Raw genomic sequence first — 15,316 nt, forward strand, 5'->3', positions numbered from 1 at the left:
AGAAGCCGCTAGATGCTCGAAACAAATCATGAACGGACACTATATGTTCGATATGTGTTCCGCAACCACTTAATTTTGTGTGAACGCGGCGAAGTTCGCGTCACGCGCGAATCAGATCGCACTCACAAGGGCAGCCGCAACACCTCGCAAGGCGTGCCTGCTTCGGCCTTTGGCGCGAATGGCGCGCGCACGAGAAGTGCCTGTGCCATAGCGAGATTCGCAAGCAGCGAGGAGTCCTGGTGGTTGACCGGAACGGCCACGAGCGTGCCGTCCTCGCGCTCCTCGAGCCTGGCACGCAGATAGTCCTCGCGGACATCGTTGGGCCCGACGTCACGCCCGAGCACGGCGCGCTCGCGGCGGTGATGAACGCGCGAGCGGCCCGCAAGCGCGCGAATCAACGGCACCATGAACAGGAAGCCGCAGACATAGGACGACACCGGATTGCCGGGCAGGCCGATCACCCGCATCGCGCCGAGATGGCCGTGCATCATGGGCTTGCCCGGCCGCATCGCGATTTTCCAGAACGCCATTTCGAAGCCTTCGGCCTGAAGCGCAGGCCTGACCAGATCGTGGTCGCCGACCGAGGCCCCGCCGGTCGTGATCAGGATGTCGGCGCCGCTCTCGCGGGCCCGGCGGATACCGGCGGTGGTCGCCGCAACGGTATCGGCTGCAATGCCGAGATCGAACGTTTCGGCGCCCTCGGCCCGCGCCAGCGCGTGCAAGGCGTAGCCGTTGGAAAAAACGATCTGGCCCGCGCCGGGCGTCGAGCCCGGCATCACCAGTTCGTCGCCGGTCGCGAGAATCGCGACCCTGGGCCGGCGGCGGACGGCAAGCTCAGGATGGTTCATGCCGGCGGCGAGTGAGAGGTCGCGTTCGGTCAGCCGGGCTCCCTGTCGGAGCAGCACGTCGCCCTCGCGGAAATCGACGCCGGCGGGGCGGATGTGCCGTCCGACGATCGCGGCCTCCTTGATCGTGACGCACTTGCCGTCAGCGACGGTGTCCTCCTGGATCACCACCGCGTCCGCGCCATCGGGCACCACGCCGCCGGTGAAGATCCGCACCGCCTGGCTCGCGCCGACCGTTCCCGCAAACGGCCGGCCGGCCGCGACCTCGCCGATCACGGTGAGCTCTGCGCCCACCTTCGCCGCGTCGGTGGCGCGCACCGCATAGCCGTCCATCGCCGACATCGCCTGCGGCGGCTGCGTGCGCCTGGCCGCGACGTCGCGCGCGAGCACGCGGTGCCAGGCCGCATCCAGCGCGACCATCTCCTCAGCCACGGGCACGACGCCCGCAAGCACCGCGGCGAGGGCATCGGACACCGGCATCAGGGCCACGGGCAAAACTCCTGCAGAGCAAATCGTAAGGACAGGTCGCGTTGCGTTCTAGCCGAGTGCGGGCGTCGAGGCAAAAGGGGTGATCACGAAGGTGGAGATGGAAATGTCGCTCCAGCAGCAGGATGGCGGGATGCCCTTTGGGACAATATCGCGTCGTCCCGCCTCCGGCTCAGAATTGCCGCGCGCCACAGCACGAAAGGCGCGTCAGGAGACGTCCGGGAGAACCCTGATGGCAGAGACTTCAAAGCTGTCGGTCGAGAAGGCGCTCGAGAAGCTGCGCGGCGATGAGCCGCCGAAATCCAGGAGCGCAAAGCTCGACGAGGAGATCGAGGCACTCAAGGAGAAGACGAGCCGCATGCGCGCGCAACGGCAGCGTCTCGATCGGCCCCAACCCAAGCGCGGTTGAATGCGCCTAGTGCGGCCGCCGCGCGATCGTCTCGATGACGAGAAAGACGGGGATGACGGTGGCCAAACATGCCACGGCGACGACCAGGCTCACGGCTAGCATCAGGTGGCTCCCGTTTCATTGTCCGGATCGACGTCGGGCGCTCTCAGGCTGTGATCCATCTCCGGCAGCGGGTCGCCCTGCGCTTTCAGATCGGCCGCCTTGCTGACCAGCTTGGCGGAGAGTTCCTTGTCCGATGTTGACTTCGCGAATTGGAGAAGGATCGAGGCTTGTTTGGTGAAATAGGCTTTGCCCAACACGATCACGCGTCCGTTGTAGAGATCCCAACGGGCATATGACTCCCGACGCGCTGATCCGTTCCGGGAACTCTGTGCAAAAATACACAGAGCGAGTTGGTTCCACAGTTGCCTAAGAAAGTTCCTGGAGAAGGCGGGAACCAGACCCTTTGCTAACGCAGCAATGCGGCCATGCTCTCAGATACCGAGCGCCCTCAGGGCCTCGCCGACGTCGCGAGGCGACGTCACGTGGACCGCGGTCAGCCCTCGTGCCCGCGCGCCTTCGACGTTTTCCGCGAGGTCGTCGAAGAATACGATTCGCTGCGCCGGCAGGCCGATCGCGGCGACGACATGGTCGAAGGCTTCCGCATCGGGTTTGCGCAGGCCGATGCTGGAGGACAGATAAAGGTCGCGGAAATGGCCGAGCACGTCGGCATACTCCTTCGAGAAATATTCCACGTGTGGCCGGTTGGTGTTGGAGAAGGCGTAGAGCGGCACGTGCTGCGCGGCGCGCGGCAACAGGTTTGCTATGTCGGGCATCTCGCCAGCGAAGATCGCATTCCACCCCTCCAGGAACTGCGCGTCGGAAATTTCGATCCCCAGCGAGCGCCGCAGCGAGTCGAAATAGGCCTCGTCGCTGATCTTGCCCATCTCGTGCAGCCGATAGGCTTCGCTGTCCCGCACATAGCGCGCCACGATCGATTGCGGCTCGCAGCCGGCATGTCCCGCCCAGCAGGTGATCGCCTTGGAGAAATCGATGTCGAGCACCACGCGACCGAGATCGAACAGAAGCGCATCCGCGCTGCCGGGAGAGAGGAGGGAGGTCATTGCATCCTTTCAGTAGCGATAAGGCTCGATATCTAGCAGCGGAAACGCGCTGAATACGCTTGGTGCGTTGGTGGCTGTCGCCGGATGCAGGCAGGATGCGTTCACCTCGGCAAACGAGGCGGCCCCTAATAGCCCGAGACAGCGCAGCACTTCGTCTTCCAGAAGCTCCAGCATCCGCGTGATCCCGGCTTCTCCGGCCGCGGCCAGCGCCCAGCACTGCAGGCGCCCGATGCCGACGAGGTCCGCGCCCATGGCGATCGCCTTGACGATATCGGTGCCGCGGCAGAAGCCGCCGTCGACCATGATCTTCGCGCGTCCCTTCACGGCATCAACGATCTCCGGCAGCACGTGCATGGCGCCGCGGCCGTGATCGAGCTGGCGGCCGCCGTGGTTGGAGACGTAGATCCACTCGACGCCGTGATCGAGCGCGATCAGCGCGTCCTCGGCCGTCGCAATGCCCTTGATGATGAGCGGGATCTTGAATTTGTCCTTGATCAGCTTCACGGTTCGCCACTCAAGGCCCTTCTGGTAGTCGCCGCCGGTGGCGCGCAGCCGGCTCTCGCGAACATAGCGCTTGGCGATGTCGCGTTCGCGACGGCTGTAATGGGCGGTGTCGACCGTCAGGCAGAACGCGGCGTATGTGCTTTTCACGGCGCGGGCGACGACATCCTCGACGAAAGCGTCATCGCCGCGGACATAGAGCTGATAGAAGCGTAGCGCATCGGGGGCCGCTTCCGCGGTCTTCTCGAGGCCCGGGTCCGACACCGAGCTCAGCATATGCGCCGCGCCGAAGGCGCCGGCGCCGCGAGCAACGGAGGCCGCGCCGTGCGGATCGAAGATCTCGAGCGCGCCGACCGGCGCCAGCACCACCGGCAGGCGCATCTTGCGGCCGAACTGCACGACGGAACCATCGACGTTGCGCATGTCGCGCAGCACGCGCGGGCGGAAGGCGATCTCGTCCAGCGCCATACGGTTGCGGCGCATCGTGGTCTCGGTCTCGGCAGCACCGACGATATAGTCCCAGGCGTTCTGGTTGAGGTTGGAGCGCGCCTTGCGGATGAATTCGTGCAGGTTCTGGAACGGCTCGTCGCTGGCGCCGAGTTCGACGTTTCGTTGGGGCCGGATGCGGGGCGCTTCGTTCATTGTTATCCTCCCGAGAATTTGAAGCCTTAATCCATCGCCTATCCGGTTCGGCCCGCCAAAACCATCCTAAAATCGCATAGCTTGAACGCGTGGCCGGACGGGGCCGATTCCCGTTTGGCGCAAACCGGCCGGCGAACGTTGCCAAAAGTTTAGGCTGGAACGAAGGGATTTCTGCCGGATGCCCGCCGACGTGGCGGACCGGCCTTGAAGAAACCAGAATGGTATTGTGAGACACGGGCTGGATCGCCATTTGCATGGCGCCTCCCAACCGCCAGCAAAAAGGCCATTTAATCCATGCGGAAAACCCTGCTGTTCCCCCTCGGCGCGCTGACCGGCGCGTGTTTGACTCTGCTGGCGACCTCTCCGCAAGGCGGGCAATGGGTGGCAAGAGCGGCGGCGGGCGCGGACGATGCCTATTCGCAACTGAACCTGTTCGGCGAGGTCTTCGAGCGGGTCAAGGTGAGTTACGTCGAGAAGCCCGACAACGCCAAGCTGATCGAGGGCGCCATCAACGGCATGGTCACCTCGCTCGATCCGCATTCGCGCTACATGAACGACAAGGCCTGGACCGAGATGCAGGAGACCACCTCCGGCGAGTTCGGCGGGCTTGGCATCGAGGTCACCATGGAGGAGGGCCTCGTCAAGGTCGTGGCGCCCATCGACGACACGCCGGCCTCCAAGGCCGGCCTCCTGTCCGGCGACCTCATCAGCAAGATCGACGGCGAGGCGGTGATGGGCATGACGCTCGAGCAGGCCGTCAACAAGATGAAGGGCCCGGTCGATACCAAGACCAAGCTCACTATCGTGCGCAAGGGCGCAGACGCGCCGCTCGACGTCGCGATCACACGCGAGATCATCCATGTGCGCCCGGTCCGGTTCCACACCGAGGGCGGCGATATCGGCTATATCCGCGTCACCTCGTTCAACGAACAGACCACAGACGGCTTGCGCAAGGCCATCGCGTCGATCTCCAAGGAGATCCCGCAGGAGAAGCTCGCAGGCTATGTCGTCGATCTCCGCAACAATCCGGGCGGGCTGCTCGACCAGGCAGTCTCGGTGTCGAGCGCCTTCCTCGCCCGTGGCGAGGTGGTGTCGACCCGCGGTCGGAACCCGGAAGAGACCCAGCGCTTCAGCGCGCATGGCGGCGACCTCACCAAGGGCAAGCCGCTGGTGGTGCTGATCAACGGCGGCTCGGCTTCCGCGTCCGAGATCGTGGCCGGCGCGCTGCATGACCACAAACGTGCCACGCTGATCGGCACGCGCTCGTTCGGCAAGGGCTCGGTGCAGACGATCATCCCGCTCGGCACCGGCAGCGGCGCGTTGGCGCTGACCACCGCGCGCTACTACACGCCGTCGGGCCGCTCGATCCAGGCGCAGGGCATCGCGCCCGACATCGAGATCCTCCAGGACGTCCCGCCGGAGCTGAAGGGCCGTGTCGACACGATGGCCGAATCCCAGATGCGCGGCCATCTCTCTGCAGCCGACGGCAGCGAGCAGACCGGCTCGCAATCCTACGTGCCGCCGGAGGAGAAGGACGACAAGGCGCTGCACGCCGCTTTCGACTTCCTGCACGGCGTGACCGCGAACGCCGCCACGGCAGCGCGACCGACGCCGAAGGCGGCGGTGCCGAACTAGGATGTAGGCCGGGATGCGGTAGGGTGGGCAAAGGAGCGTAAGCGACGTGCTCACCGCTTCTGCATCCGCGGACTAGACACGAGGTTGGCACGCTTTGCTTCGTCCACTCTACGAACTACGACGCGAAGGCCTCGCCTAGCCCGCTTCGCGGCGGCGGCTTTCGTGGCCGGTCCTCTGGGCAAGCCGGCTGCGGTGGAGCGTGAACAGCTCCTGCACCTTGTCGGCCGGCTTCGCCGCGCTGAACAGATAACCCTGCATTTCGCTACAGCCGAGTGAGCGGAGCAGCCGCTGCTGCTCCTCGGTCTCCACGCCCTCCGCGGTCGTGGTCATGCGCCGCGCAGCGGCGAGGCCGACCACGGCCTGCACGATGCTGGAGGAGCCGTCGGGTCCTGCAATGTCCTCGACGAAGCAGCGGTCGATCTTGATCTTGTCGAACGGGAACCGGTGCAGGTAGCTCAGCGACGAGTAGCCGGTGCCGAAATCATCGAGTGCGATGCGTACGCCGATGGCGCGGAGCTGATGCAGGATGGCAAGCGCGGTGTCGTCGTCGCGGATCAGAACGGCCTCGGTGATCTCGAGCTCGAGCCGGCTTGCCGGCAGGTTGGAGGCGGCGAGCGCCGCCATGATCTTCAGCGCCAGCGTGCCGCTCTTGAACTGTACGGGCGAGACGTTGACCGCAAGGCGGATGTCATCCGGCCAGATCGCAGCATCCCGGCAGGCCGTCGCGAGCACCCACTCGCCGATCTCGTTGATGAGGCCAGTGTCCTCCGCGATCGGGATGAATTCGGCGGGCGAGACCATGCCGCGCTCGGGGTGCCGCCAGCGCACCAGAGCCTCGCAGCCCGTGATGGTGTCGTCCTTCAGGCTGAGGCAGGGCTGGTAGAACACTTCGAGCCCGCCATGGGCGAGAGCATGCCGGAGATCGGTCTCGAGCTGCCGCCGCTCGCGGACTTTGGCATCCATCTCCGGCTCGAAGAAGCGATAGGTGCGACGTCCGGCGGCCTTCGCAGCGTACATCGCCAGATCTGCATTCTTCAGGATCTGATCGAGCTCGGTGCCATGGTCCGGCGCCAGCGCAATGCCGATCGAGGCGTCCGTTGTGAGATGGTGGCCCATGCAGTCGAACGGCTCGCGGATGGCGGCGAACACCCGCGCCACGAGGTCGGTGACGTGGTCAGGCGAGGTCACGGTGCTCTGCACGATCGCGAATTCGTCGCCACCGAGGCGGGCGACGAATTCGGTCTCGCCGGCGCAGCGGTTCAGATGCGCTGCGATCGATTTCAGCAGTTCGTCGCCGACGAGATGGCCGAGCGCGTCGTTGACGCCCTTGAATTCGTCGATGTCGATGTAGTGCACCGCGATCTGTTCGCCGTCGGCGATCGCGCCCAACGCTTCCCGCAGATGCTCGTGGAACATGGCGCGGTTGGGCAGATCGGTCAGCGCATCGTAGTGCGCAAGATGCGTGATGCGCTCCTCGGTGCGGCGGCGCTCGGTGATGTCCTCATGCGTCGCGACCCACCCGCCGTCCGCGAGCGGCTCGTTGACGATCTGGATCGAGCGGCCGTCCGAGGTGTCGATGACCATGGAGTTGCGCAGGTGGATGTCGCGCAGCACGCGCGCGGCATATCGGTTGACGTCGCCGGCGAACGAGCCGGTCGCCTTGCGGTGCGCGATGATGTCGTGGAAACTGCAGCCGGGCTTCACGACATCGGCCGACAATCCATACATTTCCAGATAGCGCTGGTTACAGACCACCAGCCGTCGCGAGTCGTCGAACAACAGAAGCCCCTGGGTCATGTTGTTGACGGCGCGGTCGAGTCGTTGCTTCTCCAGCGTCAGCCGTTCCCGCGAAAGACGGTGCTGTGCGGACAGTTTGCGAACCACGGCAATCAGGAGCCCGGCGATGGCGAGCGCCGAAGCGATGGCGATCGAGATCAGGAATCCGATCTGCTCGTGCCAGGCTGCGAGCGCGGCCGCTCTCGTGTTGGTCGCGACCATTACGATCGGGAAGTGGGGCAGGGCGTGTGATGAGATCAGGCGGTCATCACCGTCGACCGTGCTCGTGAAGCGGCCGGTGAAGTGATCGAGATCGAACATCTTCTGCTGCGCCTCGGGGCCGGTCTTGAAGTTCTGGCCCATGGCTTCGTCGACATGGGGATAGCGGGCGAGCAGCGTGCCGTCGCGGTGAAGCATCGAGATCGTCGCGCCTTCGCCGAGCGCGACGGACGCGAAGAATTTCTCGAAACTGGCGGGCTCGATGCCGCGCCCGACCAAGCCCAGGAACTCGCCGTTCGGGTCCGTGACCTTGCGGAGGATCAGGATCGTCCACATGCCGGAGACACGGCTGTGCACGGGTTGGACCAGCATGTCCGGCGAGCGCGGGTCGAACTTGAAGGACCTAAAATAGGCGCGGTCGGCGACATTGACCTTCGGCGGAGGCCAGACGAGCGAGGAGTTGATCAGCTCGCCGTCGGCGTCGAAAATGTTGACGCCGCCGACATAGGACAGCGCCTCCATCTTGGAGCGAAGCGTCCGATGGACGTCCTGGGTGGACAGGCGCCGGCGGTAGTCTTCGACGCTCGCAATCCCGCTGGCGCGCACGTTCGTGATCAGGTCTTTCTGGATGACCTCGAAATCCTGGAGCTGCTGGTCGAAATGATGAGCGAGGAGCAGCGCCGTGTTATCCAGCTCGCGCGCACTGTTGCGCAGCGCCCGCTCGCGGAAGTTCTGCGCCATCAGCGTTGCGCCGATCGCGATCGCCGCAATCAGCAGCATGCCGCCCACCACCAGCCAGCGGATCGGTCCGCTGCGGATCATTGCCGTTTGGTCGAGGAGGCGACTGCCGAATCCCGTCATGATCTGAAACGCTGCCGTGCACACGCCAGGATCAGTTCTTGAGCCTGGAAACATCCGTCGGTTTACGGGAACGATGTGGAGGCGACGTTAGGAAGCGCGGTTAACGAAGGGTGAATCGACGCGAGAGTCCTGGGGCGCGCGCGATGAGCAAGGCCAGCAGATATTGCCGGTGCGGTGTATCTGAGCGGTCAATTCTTGCCGGTTGCGCCCGCATCAACCGAAACTTAACCACCTAACATGCTGGCGATGCTCACGCGCACTCTGGCACGCGGCTTGCGAGTTGTCCCGTCATCCCAACGGAGAGGACAGGATAACAGGATCATGAAGACGATGTTGCAGAAGTTCATTGCCGACGAGTCTGGCGCCACCGCGATCGAATACGGCCTGATCGCCGCCGGCATCGCGCTTGCCATCATCACCGTCGTCAACGGGCTCGGCAGCAAGCTGAGCAGCAAGTTCGGATCAATCAGCGCCTCGCTGCGCTGATCGTCCGCATTCCGCTCCACAACGCCGGCGCAGCCACGATCAGCGCCGCGACGACGTTCGTGGCCGCGCTGATCAGGATCGGCAGCGTGTAGCTGTGCGTGGCGTCGTAGACGAAGCCCGCGGCGCTCGGCCCGATCAGCGTGCCGAACGCGACGCTGGTATAGAGAATGCCGATGATGCCGCTGACGTTGCGCCCGCCGAAATGGTCCATCACCACGGCGGGCAGCACCGCGACCCAGCCGCCATAGAACACGCCATAGACGAAGGCGAAGGTTGCAAGCGCGAAAGCGCTTGCCGAAATCGCCCAGATGGCCATGGCGAGCGCCATGCCGAGCAGCACCATGATCAGCGAGAGATCGCGGCCGATCCGGTCGGCAAGCCCGCCGAGTAGGAAGCGGCCCGCGGTGCTGCCGACGCCGATCGTGCCAAGCAGCAGCACGGCGGACGAAGTCGAAACGCCGTGATCGCGTGCGTAGGGCACGAGATGCACGAAAGGGACAAAAGCGCCGAACGAGCAGACCAGGCACGAAAGATAGAGGCCGGCGAACCGCGCCGAGCGCACGGCCTCCAGCACCGCGACGCCACCGCTTCCGTTAGCGCATGCTGCCTCAGGCGGGTCGCCGTCCGGGCCGAGGCCGCGGTCTTGTGGATCGTTCTCGAGCAGCAATGAAATCCCGCCGCCCAGTACGACGGCGAGTGCGGCCAGCACCAGATAGGCCCCGCGCCAGCCGAATGTCGCGATCAGCAGCGAAGCGATCGGCGGCATCGCCAGCGTACCGAGCCCGATGCCGCTGACGGCCAGTCCGGAAGCAAAGCCGCGGCGTTTGACGAACCAGCGCTGCACCGCTCCGATCGCCGGGACGTAGGCGCAGCCGACGCCGAGGCCTATTCCGAGTCCGTAGGCGAGATAGACCCCGGTGAGAGAGCGCGCTGCGCTTGCGGCCGCAAGGCCCGCGGCGACCACGATCATGCCAGTCACGGCCAGGGGACGAGCGCCAAAGCGGTCAGCGAGCGGGCCGCTGACGACCCCGAGCGCAAAATACAGAAAGCCCGCGATCGAGAACACCAGCGAAACCGCGCCGCGCGAGGCGCCGAAGTCGCGCTGGAGCGGTTCCAGGAACGCACTGAACGTGTAGGCGGAACCGAATCCAACGAACGTCACCGCGAAGGCCGCGGCGACGACGAACCAGCCGTAGAACAGGTGGGGACGGGTGATTGTCGTTGTGTCCGTTGTCATCTCGGCCTCCATGGTCTGACGCGATCTGTGACACCAGTAAACGATTTATACGAGTGTCAGTTGCAGCAAACCAGTAAAAATGATTTACTGGTGTCAATGTCCAGGCAGTCCCGCAAATTCAGGGTTCCCGACGAGCTGGCGAATCTCTACGAATTCGCCAATTCGCTCGATTTTCGCCATTTCACGCATTTCGGCGTGCAGCATCCGCAAAGCGATGCGCTTTCCGGCCCGAAGGCGCTCGGGGATTGGTTGGCGGAGCACGGCATGGGCGAGGGCGGTGCGAAGATCACGCCAGCGATGTTCCATACCGCACTGCGACTGCGCGGGGCGCTGCGCGCCTATTTGCAATGCGAGCCGGCCGAGCGGCGCAGGAACAGGGATGTCCTTGGCGCGCTCGACGGCGCGCTCGAACCGTTTCCGTTGCGGGTGGAGGCGCGTGCGGGCCGCGGCGCAATGCTTGCAGCTGTGCGTCGGGATGCCCTTGCTGGTCTGTCGGCCATCGCCATCGAGGTTCACGATGGCACGCTTGCGGGTACGCTGGACCGGCTGAAGATGTGCGCCTCGGAGGAATGCCGCCGGGTATTCTACGACCGGTCCAAACCGTCCACCCGGCGCTGGTGCATGGCGACGCTGTGCGGCAATCGGATGAAGACGCGGGCCTACCGTGAGCGCCAGCGCGAGGCGAAATAGTTCAGGGCGTGCTTTATTGATTGAGCATGATCTCCGCGCAAACGCGTTCCGCGTTTGTCGCGAGGAAAAACCGCCGCAAACTTTGCGCTAACGCGGCCCTTCGGGTCAGGATCATGCTCTAGGCGCGGTAGTGGCCGGACTTGCCGCCCTTCTTCTCGACGAGGTGGATGCCCTCGATGCGCACGCCGCGTTCCACCGCCTTGATCATGTCGTAGATCGTGAGGCAGGCGACCGAGACGGCGGTCAACGCCTCCATCTCGACGCCGGTTGGACCTGTGACCTTTACGGCGGCACGGACGAGACAACCCGGCAGCTTGTCGTCGGGCTCGATGTCGACGGTAACCTTCGAGAGCGCGAGGGGATGGCAGAGCGGGATCAGCTCCGAGGTACGCTTGGCCGCCATGATGCCGGCGATGCGGGCGGTGCCGAGCACGTCGCCCTTCTTGGCGTTGCCGGAGCGGATCAGGTCGAGCGTCGCCCTGGTCATCACGACGTGCCCCTCCGCGACCGCGAGCCGCTCGGTCGCGGGCTTCTCCGACACGTCCACCATCCGTGCCTCGCCGGAGGTGCCGATATGGGTGAGGGCGGGTTTTGCCTTTGCTTTGGCCCTGGAGGGTGAACGCGCCATCTCAGCGCGTGCCCGTGGCGCGCGGGGCCTCGCGCGACAGCAGCGCACGGGTGGCGGCCGTCACGTCGGCCTGCCGCATCAGGCTTTCGCCGACGAGGAAGGTCGACATGCCCACGCGCTCGAGGCGGGCGAGGTCCGCCGGGGTGAAGATGCCGCTTTCGCCGACCATCAGCCGCCCCTCGGGGATCAGCGGCGCAAGCGCCTCGCTGGTCGCAAGCGTGGTCTCGAAGGTGCGCAAGTTGCGATTGTTGACCCCGATCATCGGCGAGCGCAGTTTTAGCGCGCGGTCGAGCTCGCTCGTGTCATGGATCTCGATCAGGACGTCCATGCCGAGGGACAGCGCGGCGTCCTCGATATCTTTTGCGACCGCATCGTCGAGCGCCGCCATGATGATGAGGATGCAATCGGCGCCATAGGCGCGGGCCTCGACCACCTGATAGGTGTCGAACAGAAAATCCTTGCGCAGCACCGGCAGCGACGTCGCCGCGCGCGCTGCGACCATGAAGTCGATATGACCCTGGAAGGAGGGCGTATCCGTCAGCACCGACAGGCAAGCAGCGCCGCCGGCCTCGTAGGCCCTCGCGAGCAGCGGCGGGTCGAAATCGGGACGGATCAGTCCCTTGGAGGGGGATGCCTTCTTGACCTCGGCGATCAACGCATAGTCGCCATTGGCGAGCTTGTTGCGGATCGCACGCAGAAAACCGCGCGGCGCAGCTGCGACCTTGGCCTTGGCTTCCAAGGCAGCTAGCGGCTGCGCGCGCTTGGCTGCCGCGATCTCCTCACGCTTATACGCCTCGATCTTGGTCAGGATGTCCGACATGCGAGGGCTCAGCTATTGGAGACCGCGATCAGGTGCTTTAGCCGCGCCGACGCCGCACCGCTGTCGATCGACTTGGTGCCGAGCGCCACACCTTCCTTGATGTCCTTGGCGCGGCCGGCCACCACCAGCGCGGCGGCCGCGTTGACCAGCGCAACATCGCGATAGGGGCTCGGCTTGCAGTCGAGCACGCTTTGCAGCGCGATCGCGTTGGCGTCGGCATCGCCGCCCTTCAAGCCGATCGCTTCGCAGCGAGGAAGGCCTGCGTCCTCGGGGGTGATCTCAAAGCTCTTGATCTCGCCATTGTGCAGCGAGCTGACGAAGGTTGGGCCGGTGAGGGTGATCTCGTCGAGCCCGTCGGAGCCGTGCACCACCCAGACCGAGTCGGAGCCGAGATTCTTCAGCACCTGCGCCAGCGGCTGCACCCATTGCCGGGAGAACACGCCGACCATCTGCCGCTTCACGCCGGCCGGATTGGACAGCGGTCCGAGCAGGTTGAAGATGGTGCGGGTGGCGAGCTCGACGCGGGTCGGGCCGACGTTCTTCATCGCGGGATGATGCGCGGGTGCGAACATGAAGCCGATGCCGCATTCGCGCACGCAGCGGCCGACGTCCTCGGGCTTGAGATCGATCTTCACGCCGAGCGAGGCCAGCACGTCGGCTGCGCCCGAGCGCGACGACAGCGCGCGGTTGCCGTGCTTTGCGACGGGCACGCCGGCGCCCGAGACGATGAAGGAGGCGCAGGTCGAGACGTTGACCGAGCCCGAGCCGTCGCCGCCGGTGCCGACGATGTCGACGGCATCCGCCGGCGCGCTGACGCGCAGCATCTTGGAGCGCATCGCCGAGACCGCGCCGGTGATCTCGTCCACGGTTTCGCCGCGTACGCGCAGCGCCATCAGAAGCCCGCCCATCTGCGAGGGCGTGGCCTCGCCGGACATCATGGCATCGAAGGCGGAGGCCGCTTCGTCACGCGACAGGCTGGCGCCGGTCGCCACTTTTCCAATAATCGATTTCAGGTCGTCCATCGCGTGCTTTCAACTGCTTACTGGTTCGCGCCCGTCACCTGCGCGAAGGCGGCCTGATTAATGGTGGTTCCGATGTCGGTTTCAAGCTTGTTGACGTAGGACGCGACCTGCTCCTCGGTGAGCGCGCGGTCGAGGCCCTCCTTCAGCTTGGCGATCCCTTCGGAAGCGAGATCGACCGGCGGATCGACGATGTCGGTCACACGGAAGATGATGACCTCGCCGGCCGCACCCGGGGTCTGGCCGACGCCATCCTTGGCGGTGCGGAATGCAGCCGTGACCAGGCTCGATGGCACGCCGGCGGGCGTGTCCTCGCGCTTGAAGCCGGCGGCGGTCTCGACCTTGGCGTTGATGGCGGCGGCTTCGTCCGCGAGCTTGCCGCCCTGTTCGAGCTTCTGCACGATCTCGGTGGCCTTGGTCCGCAGCTTGGTCGTGATCTGGTCCTGACGCCAGCGCGCCTCGACCTGGTCGCGGACCTCGTCGAGGCTGCGTTCGCGCGACGGCGTGATGCCGAGCACGTCGTACCAGACATAGCCGCCGCGGAAGGAGATCGGATCGTTGTCGACGCCGACGTCGCTGTTGAAGGCTTGCGATACCACGTCGAGCCCTTGCGGGATGTTGGCAACCGGCTGGCCGCTGGGCGTGCGGCCGGAGCGGTCGACGGCCTCGATGGTCACGGCAGCAAGGCCGAGCTTTTGCGCGGCGTCGATGACGCTGGAGCCGCCGCCGCGCTCGTCTTCCATCTTGTCGCGCAATTCGGCAACCTTGGCGCGCGCGCGCTCAGCCGCGATCTCCCGTTTGATGTCGCCGGCGAGGTTGGCGTAGTTGGCCTCCGCGCCCGGCTCGATCTTGTCGACCTTGACCAGCGCCACGCCAAAGCGACCCTGGACGGGCTGGCTGATCTCGCCTGCGGGCAGCGCGAAGGCGGCGTCCGCCACGGCCGGATCGAGGATCGCGGATTTCGTCACGAGGCCGAGATCGCCATCCGCCGCGCTGAGCCCGCGCTCCTTGGCGATGTCCTCGAACGACGTGCCGCTTGCGAGCCGGGTGCGCGCAGCTTGCGCCTCCTCGACCGTCGGGAACACGAGCTGGTGCACCTGGCGCTTCTCCGGCGTGCCGAGCCGGTCCTTGCGCTGCTCGAACACCTTCTTGGCGTCGTCGTCGGAGACGTCAGTCCATTTGCCGATCTCCTCGGGCGAGATCACGACGAAGGAGATCTTGCGGTATTCGGGCGCGCGAAACTGGACCTTGTGGTCCTCGAAATAGGCGGCGAGCGCCTCGGGCGAGGGCGGATCGATCGTGCCGGCCTGAGCCGCGTCGAGCTTGACGAATTCGATCGAGCGCTGCTCATTCTGATAGCGGCTCAGCGCGTCGATCATGGTCTTGGAAGGCTCGAGGCCCGCGCCGATCGTGCCGGTGATCTGCCGGCGCACCGACACCTTGCGCTGCTCAGCGGTGTAGCGCTGCTCGGTGTAGCCGAAATTGCGGATCATGGCCTGGAAGCGCTGCGCATCGAAATTGCCCGCGGCGCCCTTGAAGTTCGGGTCGTTCATGATCATGCGGCGGATCTCGTCGTCCGACACGCCGAGCCCGAGCCGGCGGGCCTCTTCATCGAGGGCGGCTTCCGCGATCGCCTGCTGGAGCACCTGGCGGTCAAGGCCGAAGGCGCGCGCCTGCTCAGGCGTCAGCGGGCGGCCGAACTGGCGGCCGATCTGCTGCATGCGGTCGGTATAGATCTGGCGGAATTCGTTCAGCGAAATCTCGGTGTGGCCGACTTTGGCCACCGTGGACTGCCCGAAGCCGCGGAAGATGTCGGCGATGCCCCAAATGCCGAAACTGATGATCAATACGCCCATCACGACGGCCATAATCGTTTTGCCGAGCCAGTTTGATGAGGCCTTGCGCATTCCTCGAAGCATTGCGTCCAACTTGTTTGGCAGGAGGGAACCGGGCGCGCCT

Annotated in this window: 14 protein-coding genes; 4 read left to right on the forward strand and 10 right to left on the reverse strand. The window is 65.3% G+C overall.

Translation table 11 applies throughout. The annotated features are described in order from the left end of the window. Positions 1-122: 122 nt before the first annotated feature. Complete coding sequence (gene glp, locus YUU_RS0112230) at positions 123-1,334, reverse strand: gephyrin-like molybdotransferase Glp (RefSeq protein WP_027522624.1); 1,212 nt, start codon at positions 1,332-1,334, stop codon at positions 123-125. A gap of 229 nt (positions 1,335-1,563) precedes the next feature. On the opposite strand from glp, the gene YUU_RS60180 reads away from it, so the two are divergent. Beyond that, positions 1,564-1,740, forward strand: a complete 177-nt coding sequence (locus tag YUU_RS60180; RefSeq protein ID WP_198031738.1) for a hypothetical protein — start codon at positions 1,564-1,566, stop codon at positions 1,738-1,740. A gap of 101 nt (positions 1,741-1,841) precedes the next feature. Here YUU_RS60180 and YUU_RS0112245 read toward each other — a convergent pair whose 3' ends face one another. From YUU_RS0112245 to YUU_RS0112255, 3 genes are all read right to left on the reverse strand, one after another. Further along, entirely contained in the window at positions 1,842-2,039 is a 198-nt protein-coding gene (locus YUU_RS0112245) for a hypothetical protein (RefSeq protein WP_027522625.1), read from the reverse strand. A gap of 174 nt (positions 2,040-2,213) precedes the next feature. After that, positions 2,214-2,843, reverse strand: a complete 630-nt coding sequence (locus YUU_RS0112250; protein WP_027522626.1) for an HAD family phosphatase — start codon at positions 2,841-2,843, stop codon at positions 2,214-2,216. Between the two features lie 9 nt (positions 2,844-2,852). Next, positions 2,853-3,986: an alpha-hydroxy acid oxidase gene (locus YUU_RS0112255; protein WP_027522627.1), complete on the reverse strand. Its 1,134-nt coding sequence runs from the start codon at positions 3,984-3,986 to the stop codon at positions 2,853-2,855. A gap of 294 nt (positions 3,987-4,280) precedes the next feature. Here YUU_RS0112255 and YUU_RS0112260 point away from each other — a divergent pair, with 294 nt between their 5' ends. Then, positions 4,281-5,621, forward strand: a complete 1,341-nt coding sequence (locus YUU_RS0112260) for a S41 family peptidase (RefSeq protein ID WP_027522628.1) — start codon at positions 4,281-4,283, stop codon at positions 5,619-5,621. A gap of 135 nt (positions 5,622-5,756) precedes the next feature. On the opposite strand, the gene YUU_RS0112265 is transcribed toward YUU_RS0112260, so the two are convergent. Further along, on the reverse strand, positions 5,757-8,477 hold the full coding sequence (locus tag YUU_RS0112265; RefSeq protein ID WP_051389707.1) for an EAL domain-containing protein: 2,721 nt from the start codon (positions 8,475-8,477) through the stop codon (positions 5,757-5,759). Between the two features lie 321 nt (positions 8,478-8,798). Here YUU_RS0112265 and YUU_RS0112270 point away from each other — a divergent pair, with 321 nt between their 5' ends. Further along, positions 8,799-8,963, forward strand: coding sequence for a Flp family type IVb pilin (locus YUU_RS0112270; protein WP_027522630.1), 165 nt, complete (start codon positions 8,799-8,801; stop codon positions 8,961-8,963). Here the strand turns inward: YUU_RS0112270 and YUU_RS0112275 are convergent. Continuing rightward, positions 8,944-10,200, reverse strand: a complete 1,257-nt coding sequence (locus YUU_RS0112275; protein ID WP_027522631.1) for an MFS transporter — start codon at positions 10,198-10,200, stop codon at positions 8,944-8,946. The genes YUU_RS0112270 and YUU_RS0112275 overlap by 20 nt on opposite strands. Before the next feature lie 60 nt (positions 10,201-10,260). Between YUU_RS0112275 and YUU_RS0112280 the strand changes: the two genes are divergently transcribed. Beyond that, positions 10,261-10,890, forward strand: coding sequence for a CGNR zinc finger domain-containing protein (locus tag YUU_RS0112280; RefSeq protein WP_245287999.1), 630 nt, complete (start codon positions 10,261-10,263; stop codon positions 10,888-10,890). Between the two features lie 118 nt (positions 10,891-11,008). Here the strand turns inward: YUU_RS0112280 and moaC are convergent, their stop codons facing one another. From moaC to YUU_RS0112300, 4 genes are read right to left on the reverse strand one after another with little or no spacing between them, the layout of a single operon-like run. Next, a complete protein-coding gene (gene moaC, locus YUU_RS0112285) occupies positions 11,009-11,518 on the reverse strand; it encodes a cyclic pyranopterin monophosphate synthase MoaC (protein ID WP_027522633.1) in 510 nt (169 codons plus the stop codon). Between the two features lies 1 nt (position 11,519). After that, positions 11,520-12,338 (reverse strand): indole-3-glycerol phosphate synthase TrpC, encoded by an 819-nt coding sequence (gene trpC / locus YUU_RS0112290; RefSeq protein WP_027522634.1) that lies wholly within the window; start codon positions 12,336-12,338, stop codon positions 11,520-11,522. Positions 12,339-12,346: 8 nt separating this feature from the next. Beyond that, entirely contained in the window at positions 12,347-13,360 is a 1,014-nt protein-coding gene (gene trpD / locus YUU_RS0112295; protein WP_027522635.1) for an anthranilate phosphoribosyltransferase, read from the reverse strand. A gap of 17 nt (positions 13,361-13,377) precedes the next feature. After that, on the reverse strand, positions 13,378-15,276 hold the full coding sequence (locus YUU_RS0112300) for a peptidylprolyl isomerase (RefSeq protein ID WP_027522636.1): 1,899 nt from the start codon (positions 15,274-15,276) through the stop codon (positions 13,378-13,380). Positions 15,277-15,316: the final 40 nt, after the last annotated feature.

Source organism: Bradyrhizobium sp. Ec3.3 (assembly GCF_000472925.1).
Lineage (GTDB): Bacteria > Pseudomonadota > Alphaproteobacteria > Rhizobiales > Xanthobacteraceae > Bradyrhizobium.